Here is an 18746-nt window from a genome sequence, read left to right on the forward strand (position 1 = left end):
AGGTATTGAAAACAATTCTGAGTTATCTTTACCTATTTACTATTGAATTTTCCAGCTTATTCCGAACATAAAATTAGTTCCTGCCTGAGAAAAATAGAAAGGCTGTCCTTCAGAAACTGCTCCGTTATTCACGTATTTTTTATTGAAAATATTATTCACCAATAGCTTTAATGCAACGTCATTATTTGCAATCTTGAATTGATACTGCGCATTAAAATCGGTCAGAAGATAATCTTTCAGCTGCAAATTTTCATCTTCAACGTTATCTAAATATTGCTTTCCAACATATTGGTTCATCAATGCAAACTGGAAATTCTTATTTGGATTAAATTTCAATCCTACATTCGCAATCACATCCGGGGAGAAAGAAATCTGTGTATTTCCTAGATCTTTAATTCCTGATGCATTTTCTATTTTAAAATCAAGGTTTCTGTTCTGGCTAAGACTTACATTCCCTGAGATCTCCCATTGTTTGGAAAGTTTAGCCAACGCACCAAGCTCGATTCCTCTTCTGTAACTTTCTCCAGAATTTGTTCTGATGAATGCCCCAACATTATTCAGCTCTCCATTTAAAACCAACTGATTAACATAATACATGTAATATAAATTGGCCGTAACAGATAAAATCCCGAATTGCTTTTCTAATCCTGCTTCAAAGTCATGAAGCTTTTCCGCTTTCACATTATTATCAGCTAATAAATCATCTCTGTTCGGTTCACGTTGAGCGTGCGCATAAGATAAAAAGACCTTTCCGTTTCCTATTCTGTAATTCACCCCAGCTTTTGGATTAAAGAACAACCAGTTCTTTGTCAAGTTACCCCCTTCACCATCACCAGCCTGTATTATTTTGATATCATAATCTATATTTCGAAGCTGTAGATCTCCGAAGAATTCAAAATTATTTACTTTAAACAAAGCCTTTGCAAAACCAGACACTTCACTTTTCACAGAACGGTTTCTGTAATACTCACTTTCATTAATCTGCGGTAAAAATACACCTGTCACATTTCCAAAATGTCTTCCGTAATATTGATTGGCGACTGCTCCAAAATTAAGGTCAAGGTTTTCAAACTTTCCATAAAGCGTTGAAACCATTCCGTAGAAATCATTATCCAACCATTTTTTTCTGATGAAATCTGTACGCTGTAATGTTTGTCCGTTTTCTATTATATTGGGTAGGTTATACTTCGAAAATTTAGCATTCTGCTTATAGTTTTCATAGTAGCCTTTCCCTTTTGTGTAATGCAAAGTTGTTTCTAGATTCCAATGATCACTGAACTTCTGCTCCCAAAGTAGCTGATAATGGTTTTGTCTGTAATTATCTGTTTCGTTATCGTAGAACCCAATAATATTTTTGTCTGCATCAAGAATAGCTCCTGAATAATTGAACTTCGGGTCTGTTTCCCAAGTCTTTCGGTCTATTCCATTCCATGCCTGATACGTTTTTTCTTTCCCTCCAAAAGCCATCAAACGAATTCTCGTTTTACCTTCTTCGAAAAGTGCAGTAAAATTGTATGAATGCAGATCAGATGCAGCTCTGTCGATATATCCATCAGAATGAATATTGGTATATCTTCCCATCACAGAAAGTCTGTTTTTCCAGAATTTCCCTGAACCTACCTCAGCAGAATATTTATAGGTATTGAATGATCCATAACTGTCATCCGTTTTAAAATAAAGCTTGTCTTCAGGATCTTTTGAGATCACATTAATACTCGCTCCAAAAGCAGAAACCCCGTTATTGGAAGTCCCAACCCCTCTTTGAATAACAATTTGTGATGCCGAACTCGTTAAATCCGGAACATTCACGAAAAACGTTCCCTGACTTTCAGAATCATTGAACGGAACGCCATTCATCATTACATTTATTCCTCTTCCGGCAACACCACGAATCCTAAAACCTGTATATCCTACTCCATTTCCGGCATCGGAAGTCGAAATAATTGAAGTTTGATTTTTAAGCAACATGGGTAAATCCTGTCCAAGATTTCTACTGTCTAAATCTTTTTGAACATTAATAATCTCCTTAGCAACAGGAAGTCTTTTGGTAAAGTTGACCGCTTCAATTTCCTTTATTTTTAAGGAATCAGTGTTTTGTGCTTGTATAAAAGCAAAAGAGCCTACGGTAAGCCCTAAAAAAAATAATCCTTTCATTCTATAAATTTTTAAAATTTAATGAATAAAAGGGGCGGATTATGATCGATAATGAGTAATTGGTAATAAGTAATAATTTGAGAATGACTCATGATCTATTACTTATTGCTCATTTTTAATTTCCCTAAACAGCATTATCCGTTCTAGGTTCATTGGGTATAATCTCAGCTTGTTACAGCACCCCTTTATTTCAGCCGCGAAATTACAAAAAATGTACGAGATATCTGCTTTGAATTCAGGAAAGGAAATTATGAAGTCTTAAAAACACTCAAATCATTAATATTCTTTATTATTAGCATCAATGTAATAGTAATTGACACCGTCTTTAGTAACATCAAACATTTTACCCAATTTCCAGCTGAAATTCCTTTTGATATTAGAATATTCGAAAGGAATAACTATTTTATTATTAACATCAATCACACCAAATCTGTCATTCTGAGAAGCTACAATCATTGGATCTGCCACATCATCCCCTTCCATGATAAATAAATATTGATATTGAGGGTAAATTTGATAATCACGATAATCTGCCGCATTTACAAATTTTGCTTTTTCAATGATACCATAAAAACCATTTAAAATATAAGCCTGATATAGCTGTTGTTTATAGTCCCCAAATTTGCATTGTCCAAGATCAGCATCTTTGAACTGATACACTCTTTTTCCTGCATGATCAACTCGATAGGATATTAAATCTTTTTCAACAGTGGCATATTCTTTTGTGCCAAATTTCCTGATCTTTTCGTTGGGAGAGTTTAAAAGATTACAATCTTCAGCAAAAAAAACGGCAATATGATATTCCGGCTGAATGATAAATTTACCATTTTGGTTAATATATCCGAATTTCCCATCTTTCTTTTTTGGAATTAAAACAGGAAGATCTTTATTAATAACCACCAGTTCAGGATTGGGCTTAGCCTCTTCAGGAGCCTTTTTAACAGTATTCTTTGGTGCTTTTTTTACAGGAACTTTCTTCACCGGTTTTACCTGGGAAAAAATAAAAATCGAAATAAACACCGTCAGAAAATTAATTATTTTTTTCATACTCATCATTTGCTTGTAAAAATACGGCTAAAAATAGAAAATATAAAATTCATATTTATAAAGAATCTAAATAATATCCTCCTGATAAAATATTAAAAATTCGTAATTTTGGGAACAATTTTTTAATTGTTTGATAATTTAAAAGCGTTTTTAAGATACAACACTTGATACAGATAGAATCAAAAAAGTAGATAAACGTTTTCGAAAGAGAGTTTTGCGACAAGAAAGATTTCAGGTAAACCAATTACAGTTTCAAAAAAGTCTATTTATGCTCCCCTTTTTATAACAATATATTATCTCACATTTAAAAAAAGGTGTAGATTATGCTGACTTTACTCGGGTCTATAATGTGTATCTAAATGCGAGCGCTCAAAATAGCATTGAATATTTATACAGACTTGTAAAGAAAAGTAGCAAACTCTACTTTTAACATTGAAAAGACTTCTATATGAATATTTATAAGGATTACATTAAAGAGATTGAAGAAAGAAAAGACCAAGGACTTCATCCAAAGCCAATTGATGGTGCTGAATTATTAAGCGAAATTATTTCGCAAATTAAAGATACAGCTAATGAATACAGGGCAGACTCTCTTAATTTTTTTATTTATAACACATTACCAGGAACGACAAGCGCGGCTGGTGTAAAAGCTAAATTTTTAAAAGAAATCATTCTAGGTGAATCAGTTGTAGAAGAAATCTCTCCGGCTTACGCCTTTGAATTATTATCTCACATGAAGGGAGGTCCTTCAATTGAAGTATTGCTGGATCTTGCTTTAGGAAATGATATTTCTATTGCTAAAGAAGCTGCAAACGTTCTTAAAACACAGGTTTACCTTTATGACGCAGACACTAACCGTCTGAAGGAAGCATTCAATAGCGGTAACGAAATCGCAAAAGAAATCATTGAAAGCTACGCACAGGCTGAGTTCTTCACAAAACTTCCAGAAGTTGTTGAAGAAGTAAAGGTTGTAACATTTATCGCTGGTGAAGGTGATATCTCTACAGATTTACTTTCTCCGGGTAACCAAGCGCACTCAAGATCAGACCGTGAATTGCATGGTAAATGTATGATTACTCCTCAGGCGCAAGAGGAAATCAAAGCTTTACAGGCTCAACATCCTGATGCAAGTGTAATGCTTATTGCAGAAAAAGGAACAATGGGTGTTGGTTCATCTCGTATGTCTGGGGTAAACAACGTAGCTCTTTGGACAGGTAAACAAGCAAGCCCATATATTCCATTTGTAAATATTGCTCCGATTGTTGGGGGAACAAACGGTATTTCTCCAATCTTCCTTACTACAGTGGACGTAACAGGAGGTATCGGAATCGACCTTCAAAACTGGGTAAAAAAATTAGACGAAAATGGAAACCCTGTTCGTAACGAGAATGGTGACATCGTTTTAGAAGAAGCTTATTCTGTAGCTACAGGAACAGTTTTAACAATCAATACTAAAGAAAAGAAATTATATAACGGAGATGTTGAATTGAAAGATATTTCAAAATCATTTACTCCTCAAAAATTAGAGTTCATCAAAGCGGGTGGTTCTTATGCCATCGTATTTGGTAAAAAACTACAAACATTTGCCGCAAAACTTTTAGGAATTGAAACGCCTCTTGTTTTTGCTCCATCTAAAGAAATTTCTATCGAAGGACAAGGTCTTACTGCAGTTGAAAAGATCTTCAACAGAAATGCCGTTGGTGTTACAGAAGGTAAATTATTACATGCAGGTTCTGACGTTCGTGTAGAAGTAAACATTGTTGGATCTCAGGATACAACAGGTTTGATGACTGCTCAGGAATTGGAATCTATGGCTGCAACGGTAATCTCTCCAATTGTTGACGGAGCTTATCAGTCAGGATGTCATACTGCTTCTGTTTGGGATAAAAAAGCTCAGACAAACATTCCTAAATTAATGAAATTCATGAACGATTTCGGAGTAATCACAGCACGTGACCCGAAAGGTGAATATCATTCAATGACAGACGTTATTCACAAAGTTCTTAACGATATTACGATTGACGAATGGGCAATCATCATCGGTGGTGACTCTCACACAAGAATGTCTAAAGGTGTTGCTTTCGGAGCTGACTCTGGAACAGTAGCTTTAGCTTTAGCAACAGGTGAAGCTTCAATGCCAATTCCTGAATCTGTGAAAGTGACTTTCAAAGGAGATATGAAAGAGCATATGGATTTCCGTGATGTAGTTCACGCAACTCAGGCTCAGATGTTGAAGCAATTTGATGGGGAGAACGTATTCCAAGGTAGAATTATTGAAGTTCACATCGGAACACTTCCTGCTGACCAAGCGTTTACATTTACAGACTGGACTGCAGAAATGAAAGCTAAAGCTTCAATCAATATTTCTGAAGATGATACTTTGATTGAATCATTGGAAATTGCTAAGAGCAGAATCCAGATCATGATCGACAAAGGAATGGATAATCACAACCAAGTTCTTCAAGGATTAATTAATAAAGCTAATAAAAGAATCGAGGAAATCAGATCAGGTGATAAGCCTGCTTTAACTCCTGATGCTAATGCTAAATATTACGCTGAAGTTGTTGTAGATCTTGATGTAATCGTTGAACCAATGATTGCTGACCCAGATGTAAACAATGATGATGTTTCTAAGAGATATACTCACGATACCATCAGAGACCTTACGTATTACGGAGGCGAGAAAAAAGTTGATCTTGGATTTGTAGGATCTTGTATGGTTCACAAAGGAGATTTAAAAATCGTTTCTCAAATGCTTAGAAACCTTGAAAAACAAAATGGTAAAGTAGAATTCCTAGCTCCATTGGTGGTAGCTGCTCCTACTTATAATATCATTGATGAATTAAAGGCTGAAGGTGACTGGGAATTTTTAGAAAAATATTCAGGTTTCGAATTTAACGACAACACTCCAAAAGGTGAAGCTCGTACACAATACGAGAACATGATGTACCTTGAACGTCCAGGATGTAACCTTTGTATGGGTAACCAGGAAAAAGCGGAAAAAGGGGACACTGTTTTAGCTACTTCTACCCGTCTTTTCCAAGGAAGAGTTGTGGAAGATTCTGAACGTAAAAAAGGAGAATCTCTATTGGCTTCAACTCCGGTTGTTGTACTTTCTGCGATCATGGGAAGAATTCCTAATATCGACGAGTACAAAACAGCTGTTGAAGGTATTGACCTTACTAAATTTGCTCCACCTATTAAGGAGTTGGTTCAGGTTGGCCATTAATAGAATTTAACGATAAGTCGTAAGACTGTTTTAACTTATATAAGAAAGATTTTAGTCCATTGGATTAAAATCTTTCTTTTTTTATTTAGAACCTTTCCATTTAAGAGTCGTTAATATTATTTTAACCTATGTCAACAACTCAAAAATTATTTTTTCCTTAACTTGATAGGTATAAATAATATTAATTATTCATCTTATTTATACCACTTTATAGATGGTAGGAACGGAATTTGATGAGTTTGTATTAAAGGAAATTTCCGACTTTAATTTTAATTTAAAACCGGAGAAAAAATTATTGGAAAAGAAAAATTAAAATAGATATGACTTTCGACATTGACATGATCAAAAAAGTATACGAGCGTTACCCAGAAAGAATTGCTGCGGCAAGACAAATCGTGGGAAAACCTCTTACACTTTCAGAAAAAATCCTTTACACCCACTTGTGGGAAGGAAATGCTACATCAGCACATGAAAGAGGAAACTCTTACGTAGATTTTGCACCAGACAGAGTTGCTATGCAAGATGCAACGGCACAGATGGCGCTTTTACAATTTATGCAGGCTGGAAAAGCTAAAGTGGCTGTTCCTTCAACTGCTCACGCTGATCACTTGATTCAGGCGAGAGTAGGTGCAGAATCAGATTTACAGGAAGGTATTAATAAAAACTCAGAAGTTTTCAGCTTCCTGAGCTCTGTTTGCGATAAATATGGAATTGGTTTCTGGAAGCCAGGAGCCGGAATCATTCACCAGGTTGTCCTAGAAAATTATGCATTCCCAGGAGGTATGATGATCGGAACCGACTCTCACACGGTAAACGCAGGAGGATTAGGAATGGTTGCTATCGGAGTTGGTGGTGCTGATGCAGTAGATGTAATGGCAGGAATGGCTTGGGAGCTTAAAATGCCTAAACTTATCGGGGTAAAATTAACCGGTAAAATGTCTGGCTGGACTTCTGCAAAAGACGTTATCTTAAAAGTAGCAGGAATCCTTACCGTAAAAGGAGGAACAGGATGTATCGTAGAATATTTCGGAGAAGGTGCTCAGTCTTTATCTGCAACAGGAAAAGGCACAATCTGCAACATGGGTGCTGAAATTGGAGCTACCACTTCAACTTTCGGATATGATGATTCTATGAGAAGATATCTTGCTTCTACAGGAAGACAAGATGTTGTGGATGCTGCAGACGTTATTGCTGAACACTTAACGGGTGATGCTGAAGTTTATGCTAACCCTGAACAATATTTCGATCAAGTTATTGAAATTAACCTTTCTGAATTGGCTCCTCACTTGAATGGACCTTTCACTCCGGATTTGGCAACTCCAGTTTCTGAATTTAAAGCTAAAGCGGAAGCAAACGGATGGCCTATTGAAGTAGAATGGGCATTGATCGGTTCTTGTACCAACTCTTCTTATGAAGATCTTTCAAGAGCAGCTTCTATCGTTGAAGATGCGGTTGCAAAAGGTGTTAAGCCTAAAGCTATTTTAGGAATCAACCCTGGATCTGAGCAAGTGAAATTCACTGCAGAAAGAGACGGTTTCTTAGATTCATTCAGAAAATTTGAAAACGCAAGAATCTTCACCAACGCTTGTGGACCTTGTATCGGACAATGGGACAGAGAAGGCGCTGAAAAAGGAGAAAAAAATTCAATCATTCACTCTTTCAACAGAAACTTTGCAAAAAGAGCAGATGGTAACCCAAATACTCATGCATTCGTAGCTTCTCCTGAAATGGTGGCTGCTATTGCTATCTCAGGAAGATTAGACTTCAACCCTATCACAGATACTTTAACTGCTGAGAACGGGGAGCAAATCAAACTAGATGAGCCAAAGGGTTTTGAATTACCTGAAAAGGGTTTCGCTGTAGATGATAATGGATATCAAGCTCCATCTGCAGACGGATCTTCAGTAGTTGTAAACGTAAGCCCAACTTCAGACAGACTTCAATTGTTAGAAGAATTCCCTGCTTGGGACGGAAAAAACATTGTAGGTGCCAGAGTTTTAATTAAAGCTTTCGGAAAATGTACAACCGACCACATTTCTATGGCTGGACCATGGTTGAAATACAGAGGGCATTTAGATAATATCTCAAACAATATGTTGATTGGAGCTGTAAACGCTTACAACATGGAAACAAACAGTGTAAAAAACCTATTAACGGGTGAGCACGGTGAAGTTCCTGCTGTACAGAGAGCTTACAAAGCTGCAGGAATCCCTACGATTGTTGTGGGAGATCAAAACTACGGTGAAGGTTCTTCAAGAGAGCATGCTGCCATGGAGCCAAGACACCTTGGTGTAAAAGCAGTATTGGTAAAATCATTCGCGAGAATCCATGAAACAAACCTTAAAAAACAAGGAATGTTGGGATTAACTTTCGCTAATGAGGCTGATTATGATAAAATTAAGGAAGATGATACCGTTAACTTCTTAGATCTAGATCAATTCGCTCCAGGAAAACAACTAACGTTAGAATTTGTACATGCTGATGGAACTAAAGACATCATCATGGCAAATCATACGTATAACGATCAACAGATTGATTGGTTTAAGGCAGGTTCTGCGCTGAACTTAATCAAAAGACAAGAACATTAATTGTTAGATTAATAGATCCTAAAAAGCAACTTCAATTGAAGTTGCTTTTTTTATTTGAGACTTTCCAAAATTTTGTAGTTTCAATATCCCTATTATTGATTAAAAAAGAAAATTCTGATGAAACTCCAATAAATATCTAGTAATAATCAATTTTAGAGGATATGACAAAAACTTTATCCTATCATCATTCCAATTTGACAATTTTCAGCAATAAATTCCTTTATAATTCTAGAATTATTAATAAAAATCCCCTGATCACTCATCACAAATTTCATATTTCCAATTTCAGTTTTAAAAAACTTAATATTTAAAATATTACGTTTATCGTTTTCCATAATCAAGAATGGTTCAAATTCATTTTTTATTATTAATTCTCCCCCCTTCGTAATAATATCCCAATTTTCTGTATTCGCTTTCCATTCATTATTTTCAATTATTAATGATTTATTACCAATAGAATCAAAAAAAATCCCACTTAATAAAATATTGGTACTTCCGTCTGAAGGCTTAGAAATTTTCAATACCTCTTTTCCTTTAAATACAATCGGAATAGGGCAATTTGTAAATATTGCAGCACCAATCTTAATAATTAAATTTTCATCCAATTTAATATCCATTGACTCATTAACAAATCCTGTTACAAATGGTACTGGATTAGCCATCATTTCTAATATTGTTTCTCTTGAAAGAAATTTTCTTGTTTTCTTTGAATGACATTGGCCACACAATAAAGTTATTCCATTTGGATCATGAGTTTTTGCATCATTAAATTCAGGATTTATATGATCATATTCATAAATTCCCTTACCACAAATAACGCATCCAAAACCAGACTTTTTACGAATTTCTCTTTTTATATCTTCTGGAATATATCTAGATAAACCATGTTTATTTATATTAGGCTTCATATATTCTAAATATACAAAATATAATCTTTCTAAATCAAATATATACATCATAAGCAAGCTGCTCAAGTAGCTATTTAAACAAGTTCTTTATTTCAGTTTCTTTAGAAAATTCTCTCTATACATATCTCCGATTGGAATTTCCTGCTCCGAAAATAAATTCACTTTTTTAGCACTGATGCTTTTAATCTGATTGGTATTGATAATAAATGATTTGTGAATTCTTACAAAAGACCATTCAGAAAGTTGCTGTTCGAGAGATTTTAACGTGTCCAGCACAATATATTCCTGGTTGGCAGTTTTGATGTTTACATAATCTTTAATGCTTTCTATATAAAGAATATCTTCAAAATTAATACGGTGTTGCTGACCGGAAGATTTTACAAAAAAATGAGAATCTACTTTATTTTCAACAAAAGAAAAACGTTCCTGAGCCTTCAATGAACTTTGATAAAAACGTTCAAACGAAATAGGTTTTAAAAGATAATCGACGATATTGTGTTCATAGCCTTCCAACGCATACTCAGAATACGCGGTCGTTAAAATATATTTTAATTTATCGCCGACAATTTTCATGAAATTAATCCCCGTTAATTCAGGCATTTGAATATCAAGAAAAACCAGATCTGCCTCATTATTTTGAATATAATCTAAAGCTTCTATCGGGTTTTCTGTGGAAAAGACCAATTCCAGAAACGGAATTTTTCGAACGTAGTTTTCCAACAGGGAAATTGCCAATGGCTCGTCATCCACGACCATACATTTTATCTTATTCATTCAGCAAAATTGATTTTCAAATCTACAATAAATTCCGATTCGGTTTCTCTTATATTGAGTTCGTGCTTTTTGGGATATAAAATTTCGAGCCTTTTCTTTACATTTTCAATTCCAATACCCGACGTAGAATCTTTCATCTTATCTTTTTTGAAATTATGAAGATTAAAATGAAGGACTTTGTTATCATCAGACATCTTTACAACAAACCCCTTCTCTCTAAAATCTCCATGTTTAAAGGCATTTTCTACAAACGGAACAATAAGCATAGGAGAAATATTAAGTTTAGGGAAATTGATGTTCTTTTCAACGAGCAAAAGTTCCGGGTTTTTCAGTCTTAAACTTTCTAACGCGATCAAACTCTCAATATATCCTATTTCTTTATCTAATGTTATAAAATCTTTCTCCAGATCTTTGGTACTGTATCTCAGGAGTTGGCTCAACTCTTCAAGCGCAGGCAGCGCTTTATCAGATTTTTGATATACAAGAGAATAAATATTATTTAAAGAATTAAAAATAAAATGTGGATTAATCTGTGTTTTCAACGCCTGCAATTCTGCTGTTTTTTTGGCTTCAATTAATTCTGATTTCTCTTTTTCTACCTCAACAAAATATTTAAAAAACCAAAAAGTGGTACTGATAAAGATAGTGGTACTGCTGTAAAAAATATTATCGAAAAAGTAAAATCCGAAATTAGTTCCTTCTTTATAATTCCTTAATCCTATTGTTGCAGGCAATAAGATCTCTTCCACAGAATATCGAACAAAAACAAAACACGAAGCACTCAACAAAAATGCAATCACAGATTTATACCATTTACTTGCATCAAAAAAGTTGGGAGCTACCATAAAATAGTTCACATAAAAGCAAATAAAACTCGTGAGGAAGAAAGTTATATTAAGAATGATTCTCTCTGTATTAAATATAAAATAAGGAATAAGAACCGATCCGATCATATAAATTCCCCAGAAGAAAATATGCAGATAAATAAGTTTGTTCGCTTTCATAAAGCAAAAATAGAATATCTGGGAAGTTATGAACTCTAATTTCCGATGAACGACTGTTTTTTTCCGACGAAAATCTTTTAACCCCGAGAATTAAAGGCTTTATCTAAACGCTATTTCATAGGTTTTACCTTAAATCTACCTTTGGAGTATCAAAATAAAATAACTAACAAATAAAATAATTATGAAAACATTAATCTATTGCCTACTCGTATGCTTCTCTACTTTTCTTACGGCTCAGAAAAAACCATCAGAGTATTTTAGCAACCCTAAAACCAAAGTTTTGGTCGTAGGATCATTCCATTTTGATTATCCTAATCTTGATGCTCATAAAACAGAAAAAAGCGACCAAGTAGATGTTCTTGCTCCTAAAACTGCCAAAGAAGTAACAGAACTTGTGGAGTACATCAAAAAGTTTAAACCTACAAAAATAGCCATCGAGGCATGGCCAAAATGGAACGCCAACCAAAAACTAAAAGAATATAGCGAAGGAAAGCACAGAGATAAAAGAGATGAGCGTTATCAGCTTGCGATGCGTATTGCTACCGAACTTAAGCTCAATGAACTATTCAGTATAGATGCAGCATCTGTCTGGGGAGACTTTGAAGAAAAGTTTGGAAAACAAGATTCTGTCTATTTCAATAAGATTAGCCAAGATTATGATTTTCAGAGTGATGATGCGATATCTAATCAATATAACGATTTCTTTAAAAGTAGCGAACCTAAAAGCTTTACATCTATTCTGGAAAACTTTAAGTATATGAACAGTAAAGAATACCATCAGTATGAATATGGTGCTTATCTTACAGGAGATTTTAAGCTAAGAGACCACGACGGTGCAGATATGCTTTCAATGTATTGGTATAACAGAAACCTTAGAATGTTTCGTAATATTCAGAATATCCCTCACAATACAGAAGATAGAATACTTGTCATTGCAGGAAATGGTCATGCATCAGTGTTAAGACAGCTATTCACTTCATCTCCTGAGTTTGATTATATAGAATTCAATTCCCTTTAATATACTCACAAAAGCTTTTTTGTAACAAAATTTCCTTTTCTGCGTCTAACTGAATAGTAGTAAAAAAACAGTATGAAAAAAACTATATTCGTTCTTTCTGTGATAGGCTCTATGTTTACCTATGCACAGGAGAAGACCAATAGTCAGGTAAAAGAAAAGGAAATTGAAGGGGTGACCATCACCAAAACTAAAAAAGCCGTTGAACAAAAAGCAGATCGTACGATCTTTGATTTTTCTGAACAACCTCAGCTTAATAACGGAAATGTTTTAGAAGGGATAAAAAAACTCCCAGGACTTATTTCTACAGATATTGGAGGAATGATGTATCAGGGAAAATTTTTGGAGGTTTATCTGAATGGAAGACCTTTAAACATTACTTCCAATGAATTAAATTCTTTCTTGGAAGGAATGCCCGCCAACTCTGTTGACAGAATAGAAGTAGTAACCCAACCTGGTGCTGAATACCCCGCCACTTCAGGAGGTGCCATCATGAATATCATCACGAATAAGAATGCCAATAAATATTTAACAGCAACCTATTCAGGAAATTATTCATTTACCAATTACGATAAATACAGAAGCCGAACCAGTAATTCATTGAACTTAAATGCCCGAAATAAATATTTTGGATGGCAGTTGAATGTGGGTCAGAATTACCGCGAAAGTATGATGGATACCAATCAGGATAATCTATTACTAAGCAATACAGATAGATATGGGCGAGGTTATTTTGCAAAATCAGGATTAACTTTTGATCTTGGGCAGGATAAATTATTATTAAACTACGATATTTATCACAACAACAACAGTAATTATACACTGAGTAATGGTGAAGGTGCTGAAAAGATTAAGATTCCTAATACTGATCCGCAAGAATATTCTTACAGAGATTTCATCTTCAATGCTTCCGATGCAGCCTTTACTAATAATCTAAGACAAGAAGCTGTCGTGACGTATCAAAAGCGTTTTACAGATAAATCTCAGAAACTAGATTTCCAATTCGGATACACAAAATCTACGAGCAAATTTGATCAAAATAATCTTTTCAGAGAAGGAAAATATTCAGATGGCCAACCCATCTCTATTGTTGGTGGAAATGTTCTGAATAACAAATCTGATATGAGAATTGCCAACTTTAAAATTGATTATTCACAACCTATCAAACTTCTAGATGGTGGAAAAGTAAGTTTTGGAGGTTTATACGAAAGACAGGATTATGATACTGAAAGTTTTGGATTAACCAATTTAGAGTATCAAAGACAAACAGCTTCAACGTATTTGGAATTTCAGGCAAAACTAAAAAAGTTTGATTTTACATTAGGTTCACGTGCTGAAAACTATGATATCTCTGGGGTAACAAGATTTTTTGACCAAGACAAAAAATTAGTTCAGGATAATTTAATGCCTTTTAATAAGTTTAAACTATTCCCTAATGCGAGTGTGCAGTATAACATGATGAGTCAGGTTTATATTGCTGCCAACTATAATAAAAAGATAAGCTTGCCAAGTATTTCAGCCTTAAACCCGAACAATACAACGTTTCAAGGTCCCAATACTCAAGTAACAGGTAACCCCAATCTACAACCAACCATTTTTGATAATTATGAATTAAAGATCTCGGCTTTTGATTATGCTTTTATTGGCTACAGCGTAAGCTCTGCAACGAATCAAGTAGCACAGATCATCAGAAAAGATGGGAAAAATCTTTTTAACGAGCAGGTAAATATTTCCAATATGAAAATTCATAATTTCAATATTGGACTTCCTATTCCTTTTATGATCTTCAGTAAATCACTAAGTGAGATTATGAAGTTTAATTTTAATCCTGATAAAATTAATTTCATGTATGTTTATGCGGGATATCAGAAGCATCAAATTGATAACTTGAACAATAAAGGGTTTTGGATTTTTAATGTATCTACCCAATTGATTTTACCAAAACAGATAAAACTAACCGCTAATTACAGTTACTTAACACCACAAGCGGGATATTTTTACTTTACTGCAGAAAAACCATTTAACAACAATGTTGATATTACTTTAACAAAGAAGTTTATGGATAATCGCTTAACGGTTTCTGTCTTTGCAAATGATATTTTCAATGGCCAGGTAATGCAGGTACGTTCTAATCCGCCTGTAGGAGAAACTGTGATGTTGAGAAATAAGTACGACAGCAGAAACTTCGGATTGTCAATTAATTATAAGATTCCGACCAAAAATAAATTGGCTAAAGAGGATTCAAACATTTTGAACCAAACGAAGAAAGAAGATACCAGTGTAATGCAGCAGGCACAATAATTTTTTGTTTAAACACAAATTAGCACGAATATTTTGCACGAATAACACGAATACTTCATCAATAGAAACGGACTTTAGTCCGTTTTTTTTATGCAAAAAATTCAAATTGGCTTTAGCCAAAACTTATTGAATATTGTTATTAAAAATCAACAGTTTGAAATCTCCAGCTCAATGTATCAATTAATGTGAGTTGATTGATGTTTAAAGGTAAACTCGTAATCAATTTTAAGGTTAAACTTGCCATCATACTTCCTACAATTCCAGGCAATGCACCCAAAACGCCCAGGCTGTCGCAATCCGGAAGATCTTCATCAATAGGTGGCTCGGGAAATAGATCTCTTAAATGTTTACTTCCCTGATAATTAAAAATAGCAACCTGCCCAGAAAACCCTAAAATACTCCCGTAAATTAAAGGCTTACCTAGTTTTACACAAACGTCATTGACTAAATATCTTGTTTTGAAATTATCTGAACCATCAATAACAACATCAAATTGAGAAATAGTTTCTTCTGCATTGGATTCATCTAGTTTCTTTTCAATTCCAATAAACTGAACATGACGGTTGAGGTTGCTTATAAACTGCTCTGCACTTTTAACCTTAGAAACACCCACCGAATTTTCATTGTGAATAATTTGTCGATTTAAATTATGTAATTCTACTTCATCAAAATCCATTACCCCTAAAACTCCAACTCCTGCAGCTGCTAAATACTGAATCACAGGACTTCCTAATCCGCCTGCTCCAATCACAAGCACTTTGGATTTCATTATTTTTCGTTGTCCATCCAAACCTATTTCTTCAATGAAGATCTGTCGGCTGTATCGTGCAAAAATATCTTCGCTTTTCATTTATAATTTTTCATTATTTTAAACCATTAAGGTTTTTTAAGCTAAGCCTGTTTAAACTAATTAAAGAATTAAACCACAAAAGACACAAAAGCTATTATTGAATCATTTAAAGTTTAACTATTTTGAAAACAAAGCCCGCAAAAGAGTAAAAATCTAAGATTTTTTCAACTTATGTATTCTTTTTTTTACATTTCAGGATAAACTTATAATTTATTAATCTTTTGTGTCTTTTGCGGTTAAAATAAAAGAGCTTAAACAATTTCGTTGTAAAGAACATTGCTTTTAGTACTTAAAATCTATTTGATTTTTTCTTAACTAAACTTAATCTCTTCAATTTTCTTAATGGTTCAAAATCTTTTAAATTCTAAATTCCACTATACACAGAATCCCAGTCTTTCATCACAGGATCATAGCCCGCCTGTTTAATAATACTTCTCATTTCATTCATGCTTCTTTCATCGCTGGTTTCAAACTGTTCCAACGATTCAGGATCTACCACATACCCTCCAGGATTCGTCTTTGATCCGGCACTCATTGCCGTTGCACCCAATGAAATGATATTATTTCTGAACTTTTCATTTTCTCTGGTGGAAATGGATATCTCCAACTCTTCATTCCAAATTCGATAAGCACAGATTAATTGTAATAAATCTTTATCCTCCATAATAAAATTAGGCTCGATAATACCTTCCGCAGGGCGTAATCTAGGAAATGAAACCGAAAACTTACTTTTCCAATATTGTTTCTGTAAATAATCGATGTGAAGGGCGTTGAAAAAACTATCAACCCGCCAATCTTCCAAACCTAATAAAACGCCCAAACCCATTTTATGAATTCCTGCCTTTCCTATTCTATCAGGCGTTTCTAAACGAAAATTGAAATTAGACTTCTTTCCTTTCGGATGATATTCTTTATAAACTTCCTGATGATACGTTTCCTGATATACCAAAACCGCATTCACGCCTTCATCGTGAAGTTGTTGATATTCTTCCTGCAACAACGGCTGAACTTCAATAGAAATATTAGCAAAATGAGGTTTCAGGAAACGAACCGCCGTCAAAAAATAGGAAAGTCCCACCGTTTTATTCGCTTCCCCGCTTACCAGCAACACATGATTAACTTCCATTGCCTTTAACGCCATGGCTTCTATAATAAGCTCCGTACTGGAAAGTGTTTTTCTTTTAAGGGAATTGTCTAAGCTAAAACCACAATAAGTGCAGATATTCTGACATTCATTACTCAGATACAATGGTGCATACAGCTGAATTGTTTTTCCAAAACGTTTCTGTGTGATTTTCTGCGTCATCTGAGCCATCAGTTCTAATTTCTGAGCCGCAACAGGAGAAAGAAAATTCAGAAAATCTTCTATTGTTTTCGTACTTTTTTGCAGGCTGTTTTCAACATCAGATAAGGTTACTTTTTCCAATTTGGCTTTAATATCATCCCAGTGATAATTTTCAAAAATATCTTTAAAACTGTTCATGATTTTTTATTCAAATAAGAAAGATGTCAACGGGCTAGAGGCTTTTGCCTGATTTTCAATCGCTCCCAACCCTGATTCATAGGCTCTTCTTCCTGCAATTACGCCTTCTTTAAAAGCCAACGCCATATGTATTGGATTCCTTGCCACTGCAATCGCTGTATTTACCAAAACTGCATCTGCGCCCATTTCCATTGCTTTTGCCGCGTCGGAAGGAGCACCAATTCCTGCATCCACCACTACCGGAACATTACTCTGGCTGATAATGATCTCTAAAAAATCTACTGTCCTCAAGCCTTTATTCGTACCAATTGGTGCTCCAAGTGGCATAACGACAGCCGTTCCTGCATCTTCCAAACGTTTGCATAAAACAGGATCGGCGTGAATGTAAGGCATTACAATAAATCCTAATTTTGCCAATTCCTCCGTAGCATACAACGTTTCAATAGGATCGGGTAATAAATATTTAGAATCGGGATGGATTTCTAATTTAACCCAATTCGTTTCCAATGCTTCTCTTGCCAATTGTGCCGCTAATACTGCTTCTTTGGCTGTTCTTGCTCCTGAAGTATTAGGCAAAAGATGCGCTCTTGTAGATCTTAATGAACCTAACAAATCATCTTCCGAGGATTGGGAATCTATTCGTTTCAAAGCCATCGTTACCATATTGGTTTCTGAAGCGATAATTGATTCTGCCATTTCTTCAAGACTTCCGAATTTTCCTGTTCCTAAAAACAATCTCGATTCGAAGGCTCTATCTGCTATTATTAATTGTTGATTATTCATGTAATGCGAGTTTAATTTCATGTACTGTAGCGGTTTCGTTCGTAATTAAACCTGAAACGGCAACACCATATATTCCGATTTGCTGTAGTAATTCAATGTCATTGAGGACAACTCCGCCAATTGCAAAGATTTTTGGAACTTCCAATGACTGAGTTTTTAAGTCCTGAATGATTTTTTCATAACCTTCAAAACCTAAAATAGGACTGAGTTTTTCTTTCGTTGAGGTAAATCTTAACGGTCCCAAACCAATATAATCACATCCTTCATTTATTCTTTGTAGAACATCTGAAAGCGTATTAGCTGTTCCGCCTATGATTTTATCTTTTCCTAAAACCTGTCTTGCTATTTCGATAGATTGATCATTCAAACCTAAGTGAACGCCGTCTGCATCAATATCTTTCGCAATATGAACATGATCATTGATGATACAAACCGCCTGATTATCCGAGCATAGCTTTTTTGAGATTTCACAAAGTTTGATGAATTCATTTTCCAGAGCATTTTTCCAACGAACTTGAATCCATTTCACTCCATTATCAAGAGCTTTTCGGATGTTCAGTTCCTGATCTTCTATGGTAAATCCTTGAGATATGTATTGTAATTTTTCCAT

13 protein-coding genes are annotated in these 18746 nt (G+C 34.6%); 4 read left to right on the plus strand and 9 right to left on the minus strand.

Annotated features, from left to right (window positions below; genetic code table 11):
* Positions 1 to 39: 39 nt before the first annotated feature.
* Together BUB80_RS09780 and BUB80_RS09785 are read right to left on the minus strand one after the other, a co-directional pair.
* A complete protein-coding gene (locus BUB80_RS09780; RefSeq protein ID WP_073292749.1) occupies positions 40 to 2154 on the minus strand; it encodes a TonB-dependent receptor in 2115 nt (704 codons plus the stop codon).
* Positions 2155 to 2430: 276 nt separating this feature from the next.
* Entirely contained in the window at positions 2431 to 3201 is a 771-nt protein-coding gene (locus tag BUB80_RS09785; RefSeq protein ID WP_228433756.1) for a WG repeat-containing protein, read from the minus strand.
* Positions 3202 to 3649: 448 nt separating this feature from the next.
* Between BUB80_RS09785 and BUB80_RS09790 the strand changes: the two genes are divergently transcribed.
* Both BUB80_RS09790 and BUB80_RS09795 read left to right on the plus strand, forming a co-directional pair.
* Positions 3650 to 6430: a bifunctional aconitate hydratase 2/2-methylisocitrate dehydratase gene (locus BUB80_RS09790; protein WP_073292751.1), complete on the plus strand. Its 2781-nt coding sequence runs from the start codon at positions 3650 to 3652 to the stop codon at positions 6428 to 6430.
* 320 nt (positions 6431 to 6750) lie between these two features.
* On the plus strand, positions 6751 to 9018 hold the full coding sequence (locus tag BUB80_RS09795) for an aconitate hydratase (RefSeq protein ID WP_073292752.1): 2268 nt from the start codon (positions 6751 to 6753) through the stop codon (positions 9016 to 9018).
* A gap of 173 nt (positions 9019 to 9191) precedes the next feature.
* On the opposite strand, the gene BUB80_RS09800 is transcribed toward BUB80_RS09795, so the two are convergent.
* The 3 genes from BUB80_RS09800 to BUB80_RS09810 form a co-directional block, all read right to left on the minus strand.
* Positions 9192 to 9926 (minus strand): HNH endonuclease signature motif containing protein, encoded by a 735-nt coding sequence (locus tag BUB80_RS09800; protein ID WP_175549593.1) that lies wholly within the window; start codon positions 9924 to 9926, stop codon positions 9192 to 9194.
* A gap of 87 nt (positions 9927 to 10013) precedes the next feature.
* Positions 10014 to 10700, minus strand: a complete 687-nt coding sequence (locus BUB80_RS09805) for a LytR/AlgR family response regulator transcription factor (protein WP_073292754.1) — start codon at positions 10698 to 10700, stop codon at positions 10014 to 10016.
* Positions 10697 to 11704 (minus strand): sensor histidine kinase, encoded by a 1008-nt coding sequence (locus BUB80_RS09810; protein ID WP_073292755.1) that lies wholly within the window; start codon positions 11702 to 11704, stop codon positions 10697 to 10699. The genes BUB80_RS09805 and BUB80_RS09810 overlap by 4 nt, the downstream gene beginning before the upstream one ends.
* Positions 11705 to 11885: 181 nt before the next feature.
* Here BUB80_RS09810 and BUB80_RS09815 point away from each other — a divergent pair, with 181 nt between their 5' ends.
* Positions 11886 to 12722 carry a DUF5694 domain-containing protein gene (locus BUB80_RS09815; protein ID WP_073292756.1) on the plus strand — a complete coding sequence of 279 codons (837 nt, stop codon included), beginning with the start codon at positions 11886 to 11888 and terminating at the stop codon, positions 12720 to 12722.
* Positions 12723 to 12794: 72 nt separating this feature from the next.
* Positions 12795 to 15020: an outer membrane beta-barrel protein gene (locus tag BUB80_RS09820; protein ID WP_073292757.1), complete on the plus strand. Its 2226-nt coding sequence runs from the start codon at positions 12795 to 12797 to the stop codon at positions 15018 to 15020.
* 139 nt (positions 15021 to 15159) lie between these two features.
* Here BUB80_RS09820 and BUB80_RS09825 read toward each other — a convergent pair whose 3' ends face one another.
* The 4 genes from BUB80_RS09825 to BUB80_RS09840 form a co-directional block, all read right to left on the minus strand.
* Positions 15160 to 15870 (minus strand): HesA/MoeB/ThiF family protein, encoded by a 711-nt coding sequence (locus BUB80_RS09825; RefSeq protein WP_073292758.1) that lies wholly within the window; start codon positions 15868 to 15870, stop codon positions 15160 to 15162.
* A 364-nt stretch (positions 15871 to 16234) separates the two neighbouring features.
* Positions 16235 to 17353 carry a 2-iminoacetate synthase ThiH gene (thiH, locus tag BUB80_RS09830; protein ID WP_073292759.1) on the minus strand — a complete coding sequence of 373 codons (1119 nt, stop codon included), beginning with the start codon at positions 17351 to 17353 and terminating at the stop codon, positions 16235 to 16237.
* A gap of 6 nt (positions 17354 to 17359) precedes the next feature.
* Entirely contained in the window at positions 17360 to 18136 is a 777-nt protein-coding gene (locus BUB80_RS09835) for a thiazole synthase (RefSeq protein ID WP_073292824.1), read from the minus strand.
* Entirely contained in the window at positions 18129 to 18746 is a 618-nt protein-coding gene (locus BUB80_RS09840; RefSeq protein WP_073292760.1) for a thiamine phosphate synthase, read from the minus strand. The genes BUB80_RS09835 and BUB80_RS09840 overlap by 8 nt, the downstream gene beginning before the upstream one ends.

The sequence above is a fragment of the Chryseobacterium polytrichastri genome (assembly GCF_900142445.1).
In the GTDB taxonomy this organism is placed as follows: Bacteria; Bacteroidota; Bacteroidia; order Flavobacteriales; family Weeksellaceae; genus Chryseobacterium; species Chryseobacterium polytrichastri.

Coding starts and splice junctions, on each gene's coding strand:
- BUB80_RS09780 (WP_073292749.1), bottom strand. CDS start 2,154: ATGAAAGGATTATTTTTTTTAGGGCTTACCGTAGGCTCTTTTGCTTTT.
- BUB80_RS09785 (WP_228433756.1), bottom strand. CDS start 3,201: ATGAAAAAAATAATTAATTTTCTGACGGTGTTTATTTCGATTTTTATT.
- BUB80_RS09790 (WP_073292751.1), top strand. CDS start 3,650: ATGAATATTTATAAGGATTACATTAAAGAGATTGAAGAAAGAAAAGAC.
- BUB80_RS09795 (WP_073292752.1), top strand. CDS start 6,751: ATGACTTTCGACATTGACATGATCAAAAAAGTATACGAGCGTTACCCA.
- BUB80_RS09800 (WP_175549593.1), bottom strand. CDS start 9,926: ATGAAGCCTAATATAAATAAACATGGTTTATCTAGATATATTCCAGAA.
- BUB80_RS09805 (WP_073292754.1), bottom strand. CDS start 10,700: ATGAATAAGATAAAATGTATGGTCGTGGATGACGAGCCATTGGCAATT.
- BUB80_RS09810 (WP_073292755.1), bottom strand. CDS start 11,704: ATGAAAGCGAACAAACTTATTTATCTGCATATTTTCTTCTGGGGAATT.
- BUB80_RS09815 (WP_073292756.1), top strand. CDS start 11,886: ATGAAAACATTAATCTATTGCCTACTCGTATGCTTCTCTACTTTTCTT.
- BUB80_RS09820 (WP_073292757.1), top strand. CDS start 12,795: ATGAAAAAAACTATATTCGTTCTTTCTGTGATAGGCTCTATGTTTACC.
- BUB80_RS09825 (WP_073292758.1), bottom strand. CDS start 15,870: ATGAAAAGCGAAGATATTTTTGCACGATACAGCCGACAGATCTTCATT.
- thiH (WP_073292759.1), bottom strand. CDS start 17,353: ATGAACAGTTTTAAAGATATTTTTGAAAATTATCACTGGGATGATATT.
- BUB80_RS09835 (WP_073292824.1), bottom strand. CDS start 18,136: ATGAATAATCAACAATTAATAATAGCAGATAGAGCCTTCGAATCGAGA.
- BUB80_RS09840 (WP_073292760.1), bottom strand. CDS start 18,746: ATGGAAAAATTACAATACATATCTCAAGGATTTACCATAGAAGATCAG.